23 protein-coding genes, 1 tRNA gene and 1 riboswitch are annotated in these 20,416 nt (G+C 56.6%); of the genes, 3 read left to right on the top strand and 21 right to left on the bottom strand.

Going from position 1 to position 20,416, the window contains the following annotated elements; all coding sequences use genetic code 11:
• The first annotated feature begins 5 nt into the window (after nt 1-5).
• Nucleotides 6-1,436 (top strand): sulfotransferase family 2 domain-containing protein, encoded by a 1,431-nt coding sequence (locus Q0932_RS01580; protein ID WP_299348965.1) that lies wholly within the window; start codon nt 6-8, stop codon nt 1,434-1,436.
• 12 nt (nt 1,437-1,448) lie between these two features.
• Here the strand turns inward: Q0932_RS01580 and Q0932_RS01575 are convergent, their stop codons facing one another.
• The 20 genes from Q0932_RS01575 to Q0932_RS01480 all read right to left on the bottom strand — a co-directional run bounded on the left by Q0932_RS01575 (nt 1,449) and on the right by Q0932_RS01480 (nt 16,668).
• Nucleotides 1,449-1,913 carry a PTS sugar transporter subunit IIA gene (locus tag Q0932_RS01575; protein ID WP_299348964.1) on the bottom strand — a complete coding sequence of 155 codons (465 nt, stop codon included), beginning with the start codon at nt 1,911-1,913 and terminating at the stop codon, nt 1,449-1,451.
• Nucleotides 1,914-1,954: 41 nt separating this feature from the next.
• A complete protein-coding gene (gene raiA / locus Q0932_RS01570; protein ID WP_299348962.1) occupies nt 1,955-2,524 on the bottom strand; it encodes a ribosome-associated translation inhibitor RaiA in 570 nt (189 codons plus the stop codon).
• A gap of 252 nt (nt 2,525-2,776) precedes the next feature.
• On the bottom strand, nt 2,777-3,535 hold the full coding sequence (lptB, locus tag Q0932_RS01565) for an LPS export ABC transporter ATP-binding protein (protein WP_299348960.1): 759 nt from the start codon (nt 3,533-3,535) through the stop codon (nt 2,777-2,779).
• Nucleotides 3,535-4,026 (bottom strand): lipopolysaccharide transport periplasmic protein LptA, encoded by a 492-nt coding sequence (gene lptA / locus Q0932_RS01560; RefSeq protein ID WP_299348958.1) that lies wholly within the window; start codon nt 4,024-4,026, stop codon nt 3,535-3,537. Before lptA ends, lptB begins: the two co-directional genes overlap by 1 nt.
• A 12-nt stretch (nt 4,027-4,038) precedes the next feature.
• The gene (gene lptC / locus Q0932_RS01555) at nt 4,039-4,644 is read right to left on the bottom strand and encodes an LPS export ABC transporter periplasmic protein LptC (RefSeq protein ID WP_299348956.1); all 606 of its coding nucleotides are present in this window, start codon (nt 4,642-4,644) and stop codon (nt 4,039-4,041) included.
• Between the two features lies 1 nt (nt 4,645).
• Nucleotides 4,646-5,614, bottom strand: coding sequence for a KpsF/GutQ family sugar-phosphate isomerase (locus Q0932_RS01550; protein WP_299348954.1), 969 nt, complete (start codon nt 5,612-5,614; stop codon nt 4,646-4,648).
• Nucleotides 5,614-6,225 (bottom strand): ribonuclease D, encoded by a 612-nt coding sequence (locus Q0932_RS01545; protein ID WP_299348951.1) that lies wholly within the window; start codon nt 6,223-6,225, stop codon nt 5,614-5,616. Before Q0932_RS01545 ends, Q0932_RS01550 begins: the two co-directional genes overlap by 1 nt.
• Nucleotides 6,226-6,381: 156 nt before the next feature.
• Complete coding sequence (locus tag Q0932_RS01540) at nt 6,382-7,146, bottom strand: ABC transporter permease (protein WP_299348950.1); 765 nt, start codon at nt 7,144-7,146, stop codon at nt 6,382-6,384.
• A complete protein-coding gene (locus Q0932_RS01535; RefSeq protein ID WP_299348947.1) occupies nt 7,143-7,871 on the bottom strand; it encodes an ABC transporter ATP-binding protein in 729 nt (242 codons plus the stop codon). Before Q0932_RS01535 ends, Q0932_RS01540 begins: the two co-directional genes overlap by 4 nt.
• A complete protein-coding gene (gene tenA, locus Q0932_RS01530; protein ID WP_299349638.1) occupies nt 7,868-8,512 on the bottom strand; it encodes a thiaminase II in 645 nt (214 codons plus the stop codon). The genes Q0932_RS01535 and tenA overlap by 4 nt, the downstream gene beginning before the upstream one ends.
• Nucleotides 8,513-8,544: 32 nt before the next feature.
• On the bottom strand, nt 8,545-9,480 hold the full coding sequence (locus tag Q0932_RS01525; protein WP_299348944.1) for an ABC transporter substrate-binding protein: 936 nt from the start codon (nt 9,478-9,480) through the stop codon (nt 8,545-8,547).
• Nucleotides 9,481-9,499: 19 nt separating this feature from the next.
• Entirely contained in the window at nt 9,500-10,462 is a 963-nt protein-coding gene (locus Q0932_RS01520) for a HesA/MoeB/ThiF family protein (protein ID WP_299348941.1), read from the bottom strand.
• On the bottom strand, nt 10,459-11,055 hold the full coding sequence (locus Q0932_RS01515) for a thiamine phosphate synthase (protein ID WP_299348938.1): 597 nt from the start codon (nt 11,053-11,055) through the stop codon (nt 10,459-10,461). Before Q0932_RS01515 ends, Q0932_RS01520 begins: the two co-directional genes overlap by 4 nt.
• Nucleotides 11,052-11,822, bottom strand: coding sequence for a thiazole synthase (locus tag Q0932_RS01510; protein ID WP_299348935.1), 771 nt, complete (start codon nt 11,820-11,822; stop codon nt 11,052-11,054). Before Q0932_RS01510 ends, Q0932_RS01515 begins: the two co-directional genes overlap by 4 nt.
• Nucleotide 11,823: 1 nt before the next feature.
• Nucleotides 11,824-12,018: a sulfur carrier protein ThiS gene (gene thiS / locus Q0932_RS01505; protein ID WP_299348933.1), complete on the bottom strand. Its 195-nt coding sequence runs from the start codon at nt 12,016-12,018 to the stop codon at nt 11,824-11,826.
• Entirely contained in the window at nt 12,002-12,979 is a 978-nt protein-coding gene (locus tag Q0932_RS01500; RefSeq protein ID WP_299348929.1) for an FAD-dependent oxidoreductase, read from the bottom strand. The genes thiS and Q0932_RS01500 overlap by 17 nt, the downstream gene beginning before the upstream one ends.
• Nucleotides 12,976-13,779, bottom strand: a complete 804-nt coding sequence (gene thiD / locus Q0932_RS01495) for a bifunctional hydroxymethylpyrimidine kinase/phosphomethylpyrimidine kinase (RefSeq protein ID WP_299348926.1) — start codon at nt 13,777-13,779, stop codon at nt 12,976-12,978. The genes Q0932_RS01500 and thiD overlap by 4 nt, the downstream gene beginning before the upstream one ends.
• Nucleotides 13,780-13,822: 43 nt before the next feature.
• A riboswitch (TPP riboswitch) is annotated at nt 13,823-13,921 on the bottom strand.
• Between the two features lie 148 nt (nt 13,922-14,069).
• A complete protein-coding gene (locus Q0932_RS01490) occupies nt 14,070-15,707 on the bottom strand; it encodes a sulfatase-like hydrolase/transferase (protein ID WP_299348923.1) in 1,638 nt (545 codons plus the stop codon).
• Between the two features lie 93 nt (nt 15,708-15,800).
• Complete coding sequence (locus Q0932_RS01485) at nt 15,801-16,406, bottom strand: glutathione S-transferase N-terminal domain-containing protein (RefSeq protein ID WP_299348920.1); 606 nt, start codon at nt 16,404-16,406, stop codon at nt 15,801-15,803.
• A gap of 175 nt (nt 16,407-16,581) precedes the next feature.
• Nucleotides 16,582-16,668, bottom strand: a tRNA-Leu gene (locus Q0932_RS01480).
• Nucleotides 16,669-16,879: 211 nt separating this feature from the next.
• On the opposite strand from Q0932_RS01480, the gene Q0932_RS01475 reads away from it, so the two are divergent.
• A complete protein-coding gene (locus tag Q0932_RS01475) occupies nt 16,880-17,860 on the top strand; it encodes a complex I NDUFA9 subunit family protein (protein WP_299348917.1) in 981 nt (326 codons plus the stop codon).
• A 51-nt stretch (nt 17,861-17,911) separates the two neighbouring features.
• Here Q0932_RS01475 and Q0932_RS01470 read toward each other — a convergent pair whose 3' ends face one another.
• Entirely contained in the window at nt 17,912-18,715 is an 804-nt protein-coding gene (locus Q0932_RS01470) for an undecaprenyl-diphosphate phosphatase (RefSeq protein WP_299348914.1), read from the bottom strand.
• A gap of 221 nt (nt 18,716-18,936) precedes the next feature.
• Between Q0932_RS01470 and Q0932_RS01465 the strand changes: the two genes are divergently transcribed.
• On the top strand, nt 18,937-20,370 hold the full coding sequence (locus tag Q0932_RS01465) for an NAD(P)-dependent oxidoreductase (protein WP_299348911.1): 1,434 nt from the start codon (nt 18,937-18,939) through the stop codon (nt 20,368-20,370).
• Nucleotides 20,371-20,416 lie beyond the last annotated feature (46 nt).

Here is a 20,416-nt window from a genome sequence, read left to right as displayed (position 1 = left end):
TCACGATGACATCCGCATTTGATTACTTTGTAGTGTTTGCCGATATGCGGACGGGTTCGAATTTCCTTGAGGCGAACCTCAATGCGATGCCGCATGTGGCCTGCCACGGCGAGGCCTTTAATCCGCATTTCATAGGATACCCCAACAAAACTGAGATTTTGGGCGTTTCACTTGAGCAGCGAACTCAGGATCCAATGCAATTGATCAATGTGATCCGGGCAGAAGACGGCGTGTTGCGGGGCTTTCGGTTCTTTCACGATCATGACCTGCGCGCGCTCGATTTTGTTCTGTCTGACCCTCGTTGCGCCAAAATTATTCTGACGCGAAATCCGGTCGACAGCTATGTCTCTCTAAAAATCGCGCGCTCAACCGGGCAGTGGAAGCTCACAGATGTCCGCCGCCGCAAGGATGGCGGCAAAGTGCATTTTGACGGGGCTGAGTTTCGCCAACATGTCGAAGACCTGCAGTCGTTTCAGCTGCGCCTGATGCAGTCTTTACAAAGGTCGGGGCAAACGGCCTTTTACGTTGCTTACGAAGATTTGCAGGATCTCAGGGTAATGAATGGGTTGGCGCGGTATCTTGGGGTGCCAGAAGACCTCGAGGCACTGGATTCATCCCTAAAGCGACAAAACCCCAGTCCTGTGTCAGAGAAAGTTTCAAACTTTTCTGATGTATCAGCTGCGCTTGCCGAACTCGATCGTTTCAATCTGACACGAACGCCTAACTTTGAACCGCGGCGTGGCGCAGCGGTGCCGACCTATGTGACCGCAGACCAGGCGCCCCTGTTGTACATGCCCATTCGATCTGGTCCCGAGGCAGAGGTGTTGAACTGGCTTGCAGCATTTGATGATGGCGCGCCCGATGACCTGCCTCGAAAGCACAATCAGAAATCTTTGCGACAGTGGCGCCGGAACAACGAAGGCAACAGGTCCTTTACAGTCGTACGTCACCCGGTTGCCCGTGCGCACCACGCGTTTTGCGAGCGAATTTTGTCCAAATCGCCCGGCAGTTACACCCAGATCCACAAGACGCTCCGCAAGGTCTATAAATTGCCGCTGCCTCCCCAAGGTGTGTTCAAGGATTACGACGCAGTTGGTCACCGAGCGGCCTTTGTCGCATTTTTGGAATTCCTCAGAGCGAATCTGGCGGGTCAGACCAGCATCCGAATTGATGCGCATTGGGCAAGTCAGTCTGAGATTTTGCGCGGGTTTGCCGATTTGGCGGTCCCGGACATGATCATTCGCGAAGAGGAGATGGAGAGCTATCTACCCGCGCTGGCCATGCAGGTCGGGCGTATGGATGCTCCAGAACCACAGGTGGCACCAGAGGACCTGCCCTATGGTTTGGCCACAATCTATGATGCCGAGATCGAGACCTTGGTCAGGGACATCTATCCACGCGACTATCTGAATTTTGGATTTAGCGACTGGGCCTAGCGCCCAGCCAGATCACGCAGCCTGAACGCTGTGGCCTTCGGTCAGAATTGAGTACAGCGTTGATGCATCCTGATTGGCGCGGATTTTTGTGCGCAGTGTTGTATCGCGCAGCGTACGGGACACCAGCGCCAGAGCCTTCAAGTGTTCAACTCCGGCCTCTTCTGGTGCGAACAGTGCAAATGCAATGTCGACGGGCTGGCGATCCACGGCGCTAAAATCGACAGGCTTTTCCAACAGGATAAACGTGCCAACGACCGTCTCAAGGCCATCAAGACGTGCGTGCGGCAAGGCCACACCATGTCCAACGCCTGTCGGGCCCAGATTTTCGCGATCCATCAACGCTTCGACAACGCGAGGCGCGTCGAGATTGTATGCCGACTCGGCCAGATCGCCGATGGCATGAAGCAAACGCTTTTTGCTGGAGGCGGCCGAAACAACTTTGACCGCCTCTGGCTTCAGGATTGTAGAAAGGTCCATCTTGCCTGTAACTCCAGACAGAACCCAATGGGCCTGCCGTCTTATCCTTGAGGATCAACCCAGCCGATATTGCCGTCTTCACGGCGATAGACCACATTCAATCCGTTTTTGCTCTCATTACGGAAGACCAGTACTGGCGCGCCTGCGAGTTCCATCTGCATCACGGCCTCGCCAACGCTTAGAGATGGAATCTTTGATTCCATTTCCGCGATGATCATCGGCTGTAACGACTCAGGCTCAGCCGCTTCGGTCTCCCCTTCTGAGGCGAGGATATAAGAGGACGCGCCAAAGAGTTCAACCGGTTCTGCACGTTCACGGTGATGGTCCTTCAGGCGACGCTTGTAACGACGTAGTTGTTTTTCCATTTTTGCGCTGCAATCGTCGAATGCAGCATAGATTTCGGTTGCGTGTGCCTTGGCTTGCGCCGTGAGACCGGTCGAGAGATGAACGGTGGCTTCGCATACATATTCATGTGCGCTTTTGGAAAAAATGATATTAGCGTCCGTCGGGCGCTCAGCATATTTGCCGACAACCGCACCTAGTTCGTCCTTCACATGAGTTTGAAGGGCATCGCCAACGTCGATATGTTTTCCGGTGATTTGGTAGCGCATCCTGTCTCCTTTGCGATGACATGTCGAAACCCGGACCGGTGGTGCCAAAAGCACCAAAAGTCGATCAGGTTCGAATGCTGAAATTGGACATTTCCGATGCTTGCTCGGGACCGTGCCTTGTCGGAAAGGCTGCACAGGTCACCAAGGCAGAATCCAGAAATGTCATAAACATATTTGAGAACAGAGCGCCGGAGGTGTCAATGATCTCGGGCAAAAAAACGGCGCCAATTCGCGCAATCAGTTCTTTGCGGATCAGGAAATCTTAAAGTTATCACCCAGATAGACGCGACGCACATTTTCGTTGTCCACAACGTCTTCGGGTGTTCCAGACATCAATACTTTGCCGTCATGAAGGATATAAGCGCGATCAACGATCTCTAGTGTCTCCCGCACATTGTGGTCGGTAATCAGAACCCCGATCCCACGTTTTTTCAGATCAGCAACGAGATGACGAATGTCTCCGACCGAGATCGGATCAACCCCGGCAAAGGGCTCGTCCAGCAGAAGGTATTTGGGATTGGCTGCAAGACAGCGGGCAATCTCTACACGACGACGTTCACCACCAGAAAGTGCCAATGCCGGTGCGCGGCGCAAATGCTCTATTGAGAATTCCGACAACAGCTCTTCCAGCCGTTCACGGCGCTTGTGGCGGTCTTTCTCAGTGATATCGAGGATCGCCATGATGTTGTCTTCTACACTCAATCCACGAAAAATGGACATCTCCTGAGGAAGATAGCCGATCCCCAGTTTCGCGCGCCGATACATTGGCAAGCGCGTCGCGTCGCGTCCGTCAATTTTTACATGACCGCCTTCGGGCATGATCAGACCCGCGATGGCGTAGAAAGTTGTCGTTTTACCCGAGCCGTTTGGCCCCAAAAGCGCAACAACCTCGCCTCGGTTTAGCTCCATGCTAAAGTCGCGGATCACCACACGTTTGCGATAGCTCTTGCGGAGGTTCTCGACCTGAAGGCCGCTGCTGCCTTCGGTCACCTCAAGTTTAGGTCCAGCCATCACTCGTCCTCGGTCTTGAGAATGGTCTTGACCCGACCTTCCATCTGCGCGGTGCCATTGTTGAGGTCTGCTGTCATGCGGTTCGAGTTCAAAGTGTTGTTACCTTGGGTCAAAAGAACATCGCCGGTCATAACCACAATACCATCTTCAATGTTGTAATTCGCGACATCCGCCTCGGCTGCGTCACCGTCTTTGACGATCAACACGCGGCCACCATCTGTTTCCAGCCTGGAAATTCCGCTGGTGTCTTCGTTGTAGAATACTAGGACTTCGGGCGCTGTCATGCGCATTGTACCCTGAATGATCAGGACATTGCCTTGAAAAAGAGCGGTCCCATCCGTCTGGTTAAGCGACAGTGAATCAGCCGTTATTTCCACAGGTTGATCCGAGTCTTGCTGTAGACTTCCAAAGCCAATCTGCATCCCTTGCGCAAATACCAGGGATGGCAACATCAAGGATAATGTCAGAGCAGCCAGTTTGGGGAGCTTCACGATAAACCTCAATCACTTAGTAGGCGTGTATATCAGTTTCACACCATTTGTGAAAAATAAAGTTGCTTCATCTGAATCTTGTTGCGCTTCGATGATCATCTTACCCGCTTCGAAATCTCCAGCGGGTCCCGATCCGGTCACACGCCCCGGCGTTTGAGCGAACAGTTCTCGCATAGCTGCGTCCAGTTCGGCGGTCTCAATTGTATAGCCATTTGAACTCACAATGGTCACATCGCCAAGCAACTTTGCCATATGGGTTCGGTTGTCGATATGGGCGGAATTTGAGGTCAGGGTAATGTAAGAGCCACCAGTCAGGTCTATCCTAGCATCCATATCGACAGCGGATGATTTTTCGGGGTCTTGTTGATCCGGTCGTGCGGTTTCTGCAGCGAACCGAACCAAATGACCAGAAGATGTTTTTCCCGAAAAGAAAGGTGATGTGACCTGTTGTTCGCGCGCACGCTGTTCCAGATCCAATTGTGCAAAAGGAATGTAGTCGGACGTTGAGCTGCCTCGCGACAGCAGGAACAGCGTTGACAGCAAAGCTAAGGCAACAAGAGGAAGCAGCACCTTAAGAAAGGCAACAATGCGAGAGTATGTGATGCCTTTGTCGGCCATATCAGCCCAACCCAGCCCTCAGACAATCGTGGATGTGCAAAAGGCCAATCACAACGTTGGGGTTTTTGGGATCCGACACGAGCAGGCAGGTGATCTTGCGATCGTTCATAATGCTCACGGCTGTTTCGGCCAGCGCATCGGGTTCGATCATAACGGGATTGCGGGTCATCACTTCTTTGGCGGTCAGCGAGCCGAGGCCTTCGATGTGGCGACTTATGTCACCGTTGGTGATGATCCCTTGAAGCACGCCCTCATCGTCAGTCACTGCAACAACACCAAACCCTTTGTGGCCGATCTGCGTCAACGCATCGGTCATGGGGACGTCCTGAGTGACCAGAGGCAACGCTTCTCCGGTGTGCATGAGATCGTCCACCCGGCTGAGCTGTGCGCCGAGCTTGCCGCCTGGGTGGAACTCGCGGAAATGTTCTGGGGTGAATCGGCGGTGTTCCATCAATGCGACGGCAAGCGCATCGCCAAGGGCCAGCGTCATGGTTGTTGAAGACGTTGGCACGATTCCAGTGCCACAAGCTTCTTCAGCACGGGGCAGGACGAGTGACACATCAGACTGTTTCAGCAGGGTTGAGTCTGGGCGGCTGGCGACACCGATCATGGGAATGCTGAATCGGCGCGTATAGGCAATCATGTCCGCCAGTTCAGGTGTTTCCCCGGAATTCGACAAGACCAGCGCGACGTCACCTTGGGCCATCATGCCTAAGTCACCATGGCTGGCTTCGGCTGGGTGCACAAAATGGGCAGGTGTTCCCGTGCTGGCCAGCGTCGCTGCAATTTTTCGTGCGATATGACCGGACTTACCCATGCCAGAAATGATGATGCGGCCCGATGCGGACAGCATGATTTCGACAGCCTTATCGAACTCATCCCCAAGCCCGTCTGCAAGCTGATCCAGCGCGCGAGCCTCTGTTGAGATGACGCGACGTGCGGTGTCGAGATATGAAACTGAGTCACCCATCAGTGTGCAAAGATATCTATTTCTGGCCAGCCTGCGAGATCCAGACGCGCGCGCATTGGCAGAAAATCAAAACAGGCCTGGGCCATTTCTGTGCGACCCTCGCGATCCAGACGCGTGTTCAATTCATCACGCAGGCGGTGCAGATACAAAACGTCTGAGGCCGCATAGTCCAGTTGCGCGTCACTCAGGGTTTCGGTGCCCCAATCGCTCATCTGTTGCTGTTTTGAAATGTCGACGCCGAGCAATTCTTGCAGCAGGTTCTTGAGGCCATGGCGGTCTGTATAGGTGCGGATCAGTTTTGACGCGATCTTGGTGCAATAGACCGGCGCGGTCACGGCACCAAAAGCATTGTACATGGCTGCGATGTCAAAACGGCCAAAATGAAAGAGCTTGAGCACGTTGGGGTCTTCCAACATGCGGCACAGGTTCGGAGCCTCAGTTTGACCTTTGGCAACTTGCACCAGATGCGCGTTCCCGTCGCCAGACGACATCTGAATAACGCAAAGCCGATCACGATGTGGATTCAACCCCATCGTCTCACAATCGATGGCCACGACAGGACCAAGATCCAGATCGTCGGGCAGGTCATTTTGATAAAGGTGGTTCGCCATTGTCGCCTCGGAAAAAACTGTTGTTTTGCACTTACGGGTTCTGCGGCCCTGTTTCAATGATAGCGCCAGCGCCATCTACCGCCAAATGTTGCGGCATAATTGCCTTTATGCGCAAGGGGAAGCGATTTGAGCAGCCGCAGCCTCGCGCATTAGAGACTAAAGCTTGTTGGCCATGCGGCTACGGCCTGAGTGAGACTCTTCCAACCTGACAGTGGCGGTGCGTACGGCCCAATGCAGCAGGATCGACAAAACCCCCAGTGTCAGCATCGCTGCAAACATCAGATCCGTTTTGGCGCGGCCATTGGCCAATAGCATGAGATAGCCCAGCCCTTTTGATGCGCCGACCCATTCGCCGATCACCGCTCCGATGGGCGCATATACGGCCGCCAGCCTCAGACCCGAAGCCAGCGATGGCAGGGCAGAAGGGATACGAATTTTCCAGAGAACCGAACGTGGGGTGGCCTGCATTGTTTTGGCAAGATCGAGATATCCGGGTGGAGTCCGCATCAGCCCGTCAAAAAAGGACGAGGTGACCGGGAAGTAGATAATCAGAACAGCCATCGCCACTTTGGACCAGAGGCCATAGCCCAGCCAAAGCGTCAGGATCGGAGCCAACGCGAAAACGGGCAAAGCTTGCGTAAAGACCAGCATGGGCTGAACCAGCATCCGGGCAAGCCGTGAAGTGGCAAGTTGGATGGCCGTGAGTGCTCCCAGAAGGGCGCCAATCACGAGACCGATCATCACCTCGATAAACGTAATCCAGGTATGTTCGGCGATCACGGCGCGATTGGTCCACCAGGTCTCGGCCACCAGTGCCGGGCCGGGCAGGATAAACTTGGGCAGGCCGCTGAGGCTGACGATAGCTTGCCAGACGGTTACAGCAAAAACGGTGGCGATCAGGGCAGGGAGATAGCGGGTCATACGCTTTGCTCCCTCAGAAGTTTCAAAAGCGCGCCTTGTGTCTCAAGCGTCTCGCGGTCATCGACGCTACGGGGCGCGGGGGCGCTGGGCGTGGCGCAGGCGGTAAGGCCCAGGGGCGACATGACCTCAATGGCGTGCCCCAGACGGGCGGCTTCGGCCGGGTCATGGGTCACGAGAAGCACTGTCTTGCCTTGCAGAAGTTCCGCTGCAAGGTCCTGCATGTCTGCCCGGGTCTGAGCGTCCAGTGCCGAAAAGGGTTCATCCAAAAGGATAACGTCTTTGTCTTCCATCAGCGTGCGGGCGAGGGCGACGCGCTGCCGTTGTCCGCCAGATAACTCGGCGGGTTTCTTGGAGATGTGATCGGTCAATCGCACACGGCCCAGGAGAGCTGCGAGGCGCGCGCCATCCTGCTTTTCACCACGCAAGCGCGCGCCCAACGTCACGTTTTGGGCCACAGTTGCCCATGGAAGAAGCAGATCTTCCTGAGCCATGTAAGCAACGCGGTCTTGCACGGGTTTGCCGTCCGAAGCCGAAATCTCACCCGAGAATGCAGCACCGGTGTCCAACTCGGCAATCAGTCGAAGGATCGTGGATTTGCCAACGCCCGAGCCACCCAAAAGACAGGTCCACTGTCCCGGTCGTAGTGACAGGGACAGTGGCGCAAACAGAGCCGCGCCATCAATGGCGGCCTGTCCGGCAAAGGTGATCTCGGGCGCAGCGGTCACGGTGTCAGACCCATTTGCCAGAAATTGACCTCGAGCTCAGTTGCTGTGCGGAAGGTATGGCACAAGCGATCCCATCTGGGTGAGGCCTCAAAATCCGCCCCAATACGGCGTGTTAGAGCCGAATCCAGCAAATCTCCAACCGCCTGACAGGCACTTTGGTAGTCGCCTTCAGCGTAGGTGTCGATCCAGTCGCGGTAGGTGTCTGAGGTCGCTTCGGCCCCAAGCCGTGAGCCAATCTCGCCGTAACCCATCACGCAGGGTGCTAGGGCTGCGAGCAGGTCGAGGAGGTCTCCACTGTAACCGGCTTCGAGCACAAAGCGCGTGTAAGCAAGATTCTCTGCACGTTCCGGTGTGGCGAACAGTTCGTCCTGCGTGATACCAGCTGCTTCGCAGATGCCGACATGCAGCTGCATTTCTTCGGCGACAAGCGCGTTGACGGTGCCGACAGCGGTCAGCATCTCGTCATGGGTCTCGGACTTCACGACTGCCAACGCCCAGGCGCGGGAGAAATGGATCAGAAAGACATAGTCCTGCCGCAGATAATGCAGGAACGCTTCGCGCGGAAGCGTTCCGTCCTTGAGGCCCTCGACAAAGGCGTGGCGGGTATAGTCCCGCCACGTCTCTGCGCTCGCCTCGCGCATCAAGGCAAAGGCGCGGCCATAGTGGTGACCGCTCATTCGGCGGTCACGTCAATGGTGATTTCGTCGACCGGGTTGATTGACGGGATCATGCCGCTGTCTTTGAGGAACTTCTCAAAGCGCGAATAGCGGCCGGCGTCAAAACCAGCTGGACGCAGGGCAAAACGTGGCAAGGTGTCGACCCATGCGCGGGCGTTCAACTCATCCTGAAGTTCGGTTGAGGTGGCCGCGAAAATCTCCCAGCTTTTTTCCGGGTTGTTGACGATGTACTGGGTGGCTTTTTCCGTGGCCGCCAAGAAGCGTGCGACTTTGTCGGCATCCATGCGGTCAGGGTTGGCGACGTAAATCAACTCGTCATAAGGCGGCACACCTTCTTCTTCGATGTAAAAGCAGCGGCCCGGCACACCTTCGATGTCCATCTGGTTCAGTTCGAAATTGCGGAAGGCACCGATAACGGCGTCAACCTGACCAGACATCAGTGAGGGCGAGAGCGAGAAGTTGACGTTGATCATCTCGATATCGTCGAGCATCACGCCGTTGCCTTCAAGCATTGCCTTGAGAACGGCCTCTTCCACGCCGGCAACCGAAAAGCCGATTTTCTTACCTTTGAGGTCGGACAGCGACTTGATGGGGCCGTCTTTCAAAACCAACAGGCAGTTCAAAGGTGTCGCGACCAGTGTCCCAACCCGTTTCAACGGCAGGCCCTCATGGATTTGAAAGTGCAATTGCGGTTGATAAGACACGGCGAGATCGGCCTGACCGGCGGCAACGAGGCGCGGTGGAGCCGAGGGATCCGCCGGCGCAACGATTTCAACCTCAAGGCCTTGTTCAGCAAAATAGCCGTTTTCTTCGGCGATGATGATCGGACCGTGGTCGGGGTTGATGAACCAGTCGAGCAGGACAGTCATCTTGTCCTGCGCCATCGCCGGGGTTGCCGCGAGGAAGGCCAGGGTGACGAGTAGTTTCTTCATAGTGTGCGTTTCCTTTTTATTAAGCAGACGCCGCGACGAGGACAATCTCGCCGGGCCAAAGGGGGTGTATCTGTTCCGCTTCACGCCATGCGCGCAGGCCAGAGGCGCAACAAAGGGCGAGACGGGTGTTGGATGGAGTGAGCGCTTCAGCAACCTGTCCGGGTGCGATGCGGTGCGCGTCGGGATGCGCTGGCGTTGGCGCCTCTGTCGTGTCGCGCAGATCGACGATCACATCGCCAGCGCTAAGCTGACCGGGGGCCACAAAGGCAAATCCGTGGTCAGGTTCAGGGGTGCCGTCGAAGCGAAAGGATGTACTGCGCAGCGTGCGAGCATCAAATTGAACCACCTGACCGAGCGGCGAGGGATCAAAGCCAAGTAGGACAGCCAATGCCATTTGCGCCTGCATCGCGCCGACGACGCCGACAACCGGGCCAAGCACGCCTGCCGTGGCGCAGCTTGCGCCGCTGTCGGGAGCGTCCGGGAAAACGGCGCGCAGAGACGGGGCAGTATCGCAGAAGCCGCCAACATAGCCACCCATCCCCAGCACAGAAGCGCTGACAAGAGGGGTTTTCAGGGTTTGGCAGGTGTCACTGAGAATGTAACTCGCCGCGTAGCTGTCAGCGCAATCCAAGACGATGTCGACGTCGGACACGAGTGCCGCGGAGTTGATCGAAGTTAGAGACTGTTCCAGCCAAATCACTCCAATTTCACTGTTGAGTGCGCGGCACCTTTCCGCGGCGACCTGCGCTTTTGACTGGCCGCAATCGGCTTCAGTGAACACGGTTTGACGATGCAAGTTGGAGAGGTCCACGGTATCTCCGTCGACAATGGTGATGTGACCCACACCCGCACCCGCCAATAGCGGAAGAACAGGGGCCGCGAGCCCGCCCGCGCCAATCACCAACACACGTGCGCTGGCAAGGCGTTGCTGCCCCTTTGGCCCAACTTCTGGCAGGATCATTTGGCGGGCGTAGCGGCTCATCTCGTGGCCTCAATCCATTGACGCACACGTCCCTCTGGGTCGTCGTTTAACGTGATGTCAGTGACGGCGGCCACGATATCTGCCCCGGCCTCTAAAACGCCGTGTGCACGTTCGACACTCATGCCGCCGATGCCAACCAAGGGGATATCGCCGACTCGTTGTTTCCATTCGGTGACGCGGGGCAGGCCCTGTTGGTGCCACTTCATCTTTTTCAGAATGGTGGGGTAGACGGGACCGAGGGCGACATAATCCGGGTCCATCGCTAGCACACGCTCCAACTCGTCGTCGTCATGGGTCGATACGCCGAGTTTCAGCCCGGCCTTGCGGATGGCAGTAAGGTCGGCGTCATCAAGATCTTCTTGCCCCAGATGCAGCCAGTCACAGCCCGCATCAATGGCCTCTTGCCAGTAATCGTTCACGACCAGCACCGCATCGCGTTCGCGGCAGAGATCACGTGAGATGGCAATCTGCTCGCGCACCACGTTCAGAGGTTGGTCTTTGAGGCGCAGCTGCACCAGCTTCACGCCCAGTGGCAGCATCCGGCGCAGCCAATCGGAATGGTCGAAGATCGGATAGAAACGGTCGAGCGTCATGTCAGGAATGCCTTTCCGATCACAGGGGTTGAAGCCTCGGCCATGTCACGAGCCTCGATGGGGTCGGCTTGATGCGCTAATTGCCCGGCTTCGATTGCCAGCTTCATGGCGCGGGCCATGGTGGCGGGCTCACCCGCGCGGGCGACGGCGGTGTTGAGGAGCACGGCGTCATAGCCAAGTTCCATGGCGTGCGCCGCGTGGCTGGGCAGGCCAATGCCTGCGTCTACCACAAGTGGCGTGTCGGGGAATTCGGACCGCATGGCGCGCAGGGCGTATTCGTTATTGAGGCCGCGGCCCGAGCCTATGGGTGCACCCCAGGGCATGAGAACTTCGCAGCCAGCCTCAAGTAAGCGTTCGCCCACGATCAAGTCATCGGTGGTGTAGGGAAAGACTTGAAACCCGTCGTCGGTCAGGATGCGGGCTGCCTCGACCAGTTGGAAGACGTCCGGTTGCAGGCTGTCAGTATGGCCGATCAGTTCAAGCTTGATCCAATCGGTGCCAAAGACTTCGCGTGCCATATGGGCAGTGGTGACAGCTTCTTTAACCGTGTGACAGCCCGCAGTGTTGGGCAGGATGTGGACGTCGAGGTCTGTGATCATCTGCCAAAAGGTCTGACCCGCGCCGCCTGCGCCTTCGCGACGCAACGAGACTGTCGCAACAGCGGCGCTGCTCTCGCGGAAGGCCTGTTCCAGGATCGCGGGGCTGGGATACTGGGCGGTGCCTAGCATCAGTGGATTGGGCAATTCAGTGCCATAAAACGTGCGCATGTCAGCCCCCTTGCATCGGCGCGAGCACTTCGACCCGATCACCATCGTTGAGTGTTGTTGAGGTGCGCAAAGGCGCCGAAACAAAGTTTTCGTTCACCGCCGTGGCAACGCGACCCGAATAGCCGCATTCCTTCAGGAGGTCGGCCAGCGTTGTCGCCTGCACCTCGCGGGAGTCTCCGTTAAGCACGATCTTCATCGACCATCTCCGAATGTTTGTTCTCAAGCGCCAGATCGGCAACACCGCGCGCCAGAGCAGGGGCAAGCAGGTAGCCGTGGCGGTAAAGTCCGTTGGCATAGATTGTGTGCCCCAGCCGTCGAATACGGGGCAGGTTGTCGGGAAACGCTGGGCGCAGATCGACGCCGATTTCCAGCACCTCCGCCTCTCCAAAGGCGGGGTTCAGGGCATAGGCTGCGCTCAGCAGTTCCAGCATAGACCGCGCGGTGATGCGGCTGCTGTCTTCGCTTTCGATCATCGTCGCGCCCAGCATATAGACGCCGTCACCACGCGGCACGATGTAGAGCGGCATACGCGGGTGCAAGAGCCGAACAGGCCGGTATAGAGACACATCCGGGCAGCGCACGACCAGCATCTCACCTTTGACACCGCGCAGGTCATGCAGGATTTCGCGGGCATGCAAACCCCGACAATCGATGGCGTTTTTCAGCTGTGGGGGGGCGAGTTTCTCGTGAAACTCCACGCCCTGATCCTGAAGGCCACGATAGAGGTCTTGCAAGGCCTTACGCGGGTCGAGATGGGCCTCGTCACCAAAGAACAGCCCCTTACCGTAGGCGGCCAAATCAGGCTCTAACTTGGCGATTTTGTCTCTTTCGACATTTTCATACCCTTCGGTACGACGTGCGAAGCGGCGCAGATCCGGAAGATCGCGGCCATTGGCGACAACCAGTGTGCCACAGCGTTTGACGGGGGTGCGTTCAGCCCACCAGTCGATGGCATGTTGCCCAAGGCGCAGGACAGGTTCCTCGGCATTTTCATATTCGCACCATGGGGCAAGCATGCCGCCCGCCCACCAAGAACAGCCGTGTGGTCCGGGCGGTCCTCCGGGATCAAAGACCTGAACGTCGGCTCCGCGCGAGACAAGCTCGGAGGCCACGGCCAGACCGGCAACGCCAGCACCTATGACGGAATAGAGTGTCACGCCTGCCAGACCCGATGGAAGTGATGCACAGGGCCGTGGCCGTGGCCAACACCCAGCTTGTCGGCCTCGGCAATGGCGCCCTGCAGATAGGCGTGGGCTTCTTCTGCCGCCTGCGTAAGCGACAGTCTCTTCGCGAGACCGGCGGCGACGGAAGACGACAGGGTGCAACCTGTGCCATGGGTGTTCTTAGTTGTTCTCCGTGGAGCGGACATCTCGGCCAGAACACCTTCCGGGCCGATCAGCACATCATGGCAGATGTCGCCCGAAGCATGGCCACCCTTCATCAGGACAGCCTTGGCGCCCAGACCACACAAGGCCAACCCCTGCGCGACCATTTCCTCCCGATCTTCGGCCGCCATGCGGTCGAGCAAAACGGCGGCTTCAGGCAGGTTTGGCGTGAGCACTGTGGCACGAGGCAACAGCACATCGCGCAGGGTCTGAACGGCGTCACGCGCCAACAGGGCATCGCCGGACTTGGCGATCATCACTGGGTCGAGCACGATTGGCCCTTGGAAGTCTTTCAAGCCGTCGGCAACAGTTTGGATGATTTCTGGTGTGGCAAGCATGCCGATCTTGATCGCGCCGACATTGAGGTCAGAGAGAACCGCATCAATCTGGGCAGAGATCACGTCAAGCGGCACACCATGTACGGCCGTGACAGCCTGAGTGTTTTGGGCGGTGATCGCAGTGATCACGCTGGCGCCGTAGACGCCCAGGGCCGACATGACTTTGAGGTCAGCCTGAATGCCAGCGCCGCCGCCGCTGTCGGATCCTGCGATTGTGAGGGCAATATGCGCCATCTCATTGCTCCGGTTCTGGGGCAATGGGGGCATGGAAAACGTCTGTATCTCGAAGACCGTTCCCTACGCCGGTATTGCCCGGATCAGGTTCGATGGGTCGACGAAAACGCCTCTCAGCCAAATGGCCCCCCAACGGTATTGGAGATCGAATAACAGGCCAGTGCCCAAGGGTCAATTGGCGTTGATGAGACTTGCATGCTCATTTTCAGCCAATTCTCCTGTGGCGGCGATGCTGCGCCCTTCGCAAAGCATGCGCTCGGGCTCTAGCTGGAATGGCCCTTTGTCAGCCTCTAATCTGGTCGCTTCGGAGCAGGGCCGCGATAAACCTGGGTCAGCTCCTCAGGAACCTCGGAGCCATCTACAAGGAAAGGCAGAATGCCTTTGCGTATTGATCTGCCACGCATGGCCTTGATGTCGTCATCCGACTTCGTCACCCGTTGTGCGCAGCGTCGCGACCACTCAGCGAGATGTGCATAGCAGGCGGCGATGGCTGGATGTTCAGGATCAGTTTTGGCCAGATCGTTCAGCTCATCGGGGTCGGCCTCAAGATCGAACAACATTGGACGGAACCCGCCCTCTGCATGCATCAGCTTGAATCGCCCATCACACACCATGAAAAGGCGACAATCCTTGGGTTCAAGGCTCAGTTTGACGGCTTGCGGCGTCGCTGAGTAATCAAATTCCGAGATAGCGCAATCGCGCCAATCCGGGGTCTCTCCATGCAGCCAGGGCACAAGGGAGCGACCTTCGAGAATGTGATCAGCTACCTTGCCACCAGCGGCTTCGACAAAGGTGGGTGCGAGATCAATAGCCTCAACCAATGCATCGCATGTCGTGCCCCGTGTCGCGTCGGCCTGCGATCTGGGATCATAGATAATCATCGGGATTTTTACCGAAGGGTCATGAAACAGGTCTTTTTCGCCCAGCCAATGGTCGCCGAGATAATCGCCGTGATCTGATGTCAGCACGATCATCGTGTCCTGCATGCGCCCGGATGTTTCGAGATAGTCCAACAGACGTCCCAATTGATCATCGCATTGCTTGATCAGGCCCATATAGGCAGGGATAACCTTTTGTCGGACGTCTTCGCGTTGAAAGGCCTGTGCAATACGGTTCTCCATATAGGCACCAAAGACCGGATGGGCGTCTTCACGTTCTTCTTCATGGCGTGTCGCGGCAGGCACGTGATTGGGTCCGTACATGTTGTGATACGGCTCGGGTACGATATAGGGCCAATGCGGTTTGATATAGCTGACATGGGCGCACCATGGTGCGGTGGCCTGTTCGATGAACTCAATGGTGCGGCCTGTTAGCCAAGGCGTCTCGCTTTGCTCTTCCGCAATATTGGCAGGGCGGTCGGCATGCTGAAACATCCAGCCCGATGCCTTGTTACCGTCTTCGTCCACCCCGGCATTTGCAAAGTCTGACCAGGGGTTTGGAGAGTCATATCCCAGTGATTTCAGGTACTCATTATAGGGCGAGCGTCGTTCATCATAAAATCCGTCAGGTCCCTGACCCCAAAGCCCGTCATCACGGGTCCAGACGTCAAACCCACACTCTGACTGTCGCGCGCCGATCATACTATCCGGGGCCAAGCCCAGCCGCTTCATACCCTCGGCATCGGCCTTCATATGTGTTTTGCCGATCAACCAGCAATCCATACCGGAATCGCGCAGGTGATCGCCCATCGTCATTTCCCCGACGCGCAACGGAAACCCGTTCCAAGCCGCTCCGTGTGATGACACATAACGACCTGTATAAAAGCTCATCCTGCTGGCACCGCAAATCGGCGATTGAACATAGGCATTTGTAAAGCGCACGCCCATGCTTGCCACACGGTCAAAATGCGGGGTGTGAAGATGCGGATGCCCCGCGCAGCTCAGATAATCAAACCGAAGCTGGTCATACATAATGAAAAGTATGTTCATTTTTTCCTCTCAAGAGACGCGGCAGGCATGCGTTCTTTTTTGTCGAGTATTGGCCAATTCGTGTCGGGTTTCTACCCATCACACAAGGGCGTGTTAGGTGGGCACGTGATACCCTCGCTGCACGGCATCGCGGGCGTTCAGCGCTTGATACCAGCGTTGGACGTTTGGAAAATCTTTCAGATCAACTCTGTGCCACTCGTGGCGGGCAACCCATGGCCAACATGCCATATCGGCGATCGAATAGGTGCCGCAAATGTAATCCTGACCCTCGAGCTGACGATCCAGCACCCCATAGAGACGCTGAACTTCGGCCGCGAACCGTTCCTCGGCGTACTCTGAGACACCGGGATTGAAATGCAGGAAGTGATGCCCTTGGCCGGCGTTGGGCCCCAATCCGCCCATCTGCCACATCAGCCATTCCATGACCTTGGCGCGCTCTAACAGTGTCTCTGGCAAAAACTGCCGGTACTTTTCGGCGAGATAAATCATGATCGCGCCTGATTCCATGAGTTTCAGGCCAGTTTCGTGATCAACAATCGCCGGTATCTTGTTGTTGGGGCTGATCTCTAAAAAGTCAGGCGCATGTTGGTCGCCCGCGCCGATATTTATCGGATGGACCGTGTAAGGGACACCCAGTTCTTCCAAGAGAATAGACACCTTGCGTCCATTCGGCGTGGCCCATGTGTAAAGGTCGATCATGCGATGCTCCGAATTGAATGACTGGCCAAAACGCGAACCGTATCGTGTGTTTGGCTCTGTTAGACACTATAACTCTCGTTACCAAGTCGCCAATACCGCCGCTCGTCATGCGGGCAAAAATGCACGCTACTAAGCAAACGGCCTTGCGGTTGAGAGTTCGGATTTTGGGGGATCTTGGTGCCCAGAAGAGGACTCGAACCTCCACGTCCATACGGACACTAGCACCTGAAGCTAGCGCGTCTACCAATTCCGCCATCTGGGCACGGGTTGGTGAGGCAGGCGTTTAGACCTGTGGCGCGGCACTGTCAACGGAGATTCCGCAGAATCTTCCGAAATTCCAAATGTGATCACCAAAGCGATCATGACACCGCTGGATATTCGCGTGCATTCTTGTCGCGGCCATGCTTTCGACCTTGTTCCGCAGGCCGACGGAGAGTATTCCAAGCTAAGTGATTTAGTCAGCGGAGGCCCCGATGTCGAAACTCGTTACGATCTATGGCGGTTCAGGATTTGTAGGGCGTTACATTGCGCGCCGTATGGCGAAAGAGGGATGGCGCGTGCGCGTGGCCGTCCGTCGCCCCAATGAGGCGCTGTTCGTTAAACCCTATGGCACGGTTGGCCAGGTTGAACCCTTCCCTTGCAACGTTCGCGACGACGCTTCGGTTGCTGCCGCTTTGCAAGGTGCGGATGCGGTTGTGAATTGCGTTGGGATCTTGGGCGAGCATCGCAAGAACACGTTTGACGCTGTTCAGGCCGAAGGTGCTGGGCGGATTGCGCGTCTGGCTGCGGAAAACGGCGTGACCTCGATGGTGCATGTATCCGCCATTGGAGCTGATGCCGACTCAGAAAGCGAATACGCGCAGTCCAAAGCCGAAGGTGAAGCGGCCGTTCTGGCACATATGCCCGGCGCGATGATCCTGCGTCCGTCGGTGATTTTTGGACAGGATGATGGGTTCTTTAACCGGTTCGCCTCAATGGCTCGACTGGGTCCGGTGCTGCCAATTGTTGGCGGCGAAACCCGTTTTCAGCCCGTGTTTGTCGATGATGTTGCCGCCGCCGCGGTCAAGGGCATCAAGGGCGAAGCTTCGGGTGTTTTTGAACTTGGTGGACCTGATGCAGGCACTTTGCGCGAATTCGTGGATGAAATGCTCGAGGTGATTTATCGCAAGCGCATCGTTATCAATCTGCCGTTCTGGGTTGCCCGCATCATGGCCTTTGGCTGTGATCTGACACAGAGCATCCTGATGGGGCTGATCGAGAACAAGGTTCTGACCCGCGATCAGGTTAAGTTGCTGCAAGAAGATAATGTCGTTGCCGAAGATGCCAAAACTCTGGCTGATCTGGGTATTCGGGCCACGAGCACAGAAGCGATCCTGCCGGATTACTTGTGGCGCTATCGCCCAACAGGCCAATTCGATGACATCAAGAACTCGGCCAAGAACCTCAAGATCTGAGGGCGGCCAAGACTGACTAATTTTTAAGGCGTGCGCAGCAATGTGCGCGCCTTAACTATATGCGATGGTCAACAGGGTGATCCCCAGTAAGATGCGATAAAACACATAGGGCGTGAAGCTGACTGAACGCAGCAGCCGCATCATAAGACCCAGAGCAAACAATGCAGCGACAAACGATATCAGGGCAGCAATGGCGCCATCGCGCGCAGTTTGCATATCCGCCTGTCCGGCGACCTCAATGCCAAGAAGAACACCGCTTGCGGCAATGGTTGGAATCGACATCAGCATGGCAAGTTTTGCGGCACCGGTTCGTTCGTACCCCAAGGCCCGCGCTGCAGTGATGGTGATGCCAGAACGAGAGGTGCCCGGGATCAGAGCCACGGCTTGGGCCAGCCCCATCAGGACCGCATCGCGCCACGACCAGTCCTCGGCGGACTTGTCCGAGCTTCCCTTTTGGTCCGTTATCCAAAGCACGATACCAAACCCGAGCATTGTCCAGCCAATCAGGGTCAGAGAGCGCATGGCAGCGGTCAGACCCGTGATGTTCAGGATGAACCCGACGATCACAACTGGAATTGTTGAGACAATAAGCAGAGCGGCCAACCGACTGCCGGGTGTGTCGATCCGGCCAGTCATTGCACGTGGCAGACCGCCCAGGGCAAGCCGCACATCGCGCCAGAAAAACAAAACAACGGCCCCGAGCGTCCCGACGTGCACGGCCACGTCAATGGCAAGGCCTTGGTCCTGAAGGCCTGTAAGATTCGGCAAGAGAATCAGGTGCCCGGATGAGCTGACAGGCAGGAATTCGGTGATTCCCTGAATGATTGCGATCATCAATATGTGGAGGAAGCTCATCTGCTCATGTCTCTTTGCCTTTGCCACACAACCTATAAGGCGCTGGAAATATAAGGAAAGGCCAGATTTAGGTCCGAATCGGATTTAATTTTGAGGCCGAGTATCAAAGTTTCTCGCCTCAGCCTCTCATTTTTTCATTAATAGGTCAGCACAATTGACTTTTATCTCCTTTCAACTTTGCTTAAACACGGCGCACTGACGAAATACAGGAGGCAGCCGCCGTGGCTAAGCAACCGATGCTGAAATTCGTAACCGTAGACCGTGACATGCCCACAAAGCGTGACGCGAATACTCGGAAAGAGGATTTCAACGAAATCTATGCAGAGTATGCCGAGGCCAAGGCAGAAGAACAGTCCAGCCGCTGTTCGCAATGTGGCGTGCCTTATTGCCAATCCCACTGTCCGTTGCACAACAACATTCCGGATTGGTTGCGCATGACGGCCACTGGTCGACTGGAAGAGGCCTATGCGATCAGCCAGGCGACCAATACCTTCCCTGAGATCTGTGGCCGCATTTGCCCGCAGGACCGTCTGTGCGAAGGCAATTGCGTCATCGAACAGTCCGGCCACGGTACAGTGACGATCGGATCGGTCGAGAAATACATCACGGACACCGCTTGGGAAAAAGGTTGGGTCAAGCCGATCACCCCAATGCAGGAGCGCACGGAAAGCGTAGGCATTATCGGTGCCGGCCCCGGTGGCTTGGCGGCAGCTGATCGCCTGCGCCGCGCAGGGGTTCAGGTCACTGTTTATGACGCCCATGATCGTTCGGGTGGATTGCTGACCTATGGTATTCCCGGGTTCAAACTGGAAAAAGACATCGTGATGCGTCGCAACGAACAGCTTGAACAGGGCGGTGTGACCTTCAAGATGAACTGCCGTGTCGGCACAGACATCTCGTTCGACGACATTCGCAATGCGCATGACGCTGTCATCATCGCAACCGGTGTTTACAAATCGCGTGAACTGGCCGGACCGGGCGCAGGGGCGGCGGGTATCGTAAAAGCGATTGATTATCTGACGTGCTCTAACCGCCGCAGCTTTGGTGATTCAGTTCCCGAGTTTGATAGCGGTGAACTCAATGCCGATGGCAAAAAAGTTGTGGTCATTGGTGGCGGTGATACGGCGATGGACTGTGTCCGGACCGCGATCCGTCAGGGTGCAGAGAGCGTAAAATGTCTCTATCGTCGTGACCGGGCCAATATGCCCGGCTCGCAGCGTGAAACGCAAAATGCCGAAGAAGAAGGTGTGGTCTTTGAATGGCTCGCCGCGCCCAAAGGGTTTGCAGGTGATCCCGTTTCTGGCGTCATGGTTCAGCGAATGCGTCTGGGTCAGCCAGATGCGTCTGGTCGCCAGTCGCCCGAAGTTATCGACGGTGCGGACTATGTAGAAGAGGCTGATCTGGTCATCAAGGCGCTGGGCTTTGAACCCGAAGACCTGCCGGGACTGTGGGAGCAGCCCGATCTGGCCGTGACCCGCTGGGGAACCATCAAGGCCCAGTTCACGACAGGCGAAACTGAGATGGATGGCGTTTACGCTGTTGGAGACATCGTGCGTGGCGCATCACTGGTTGTTTGGGCAATCAAGGATGGTCGCGATTGTGCGGACGCCATCATGGCGCGCTTTGATGCCTCGGCTTCCGTGGCCGCAGAGTAAAGCCAGTTGGGCGTCATGAGTTCGCGGGACAGAGGTGCCAACCAGC

It is taken from the genome of uncultured Shimia sp., assembly GCF_947498095.1.
Classification (GTDB): Bacteria; Pseudomonadota; Alphaproteobacteria; order Rhodobacterales; family Rhodobacteraceae; genus Shimia.
This window is presented reverse-complemented; position numbering and strand designations above follow the sequence as displayed.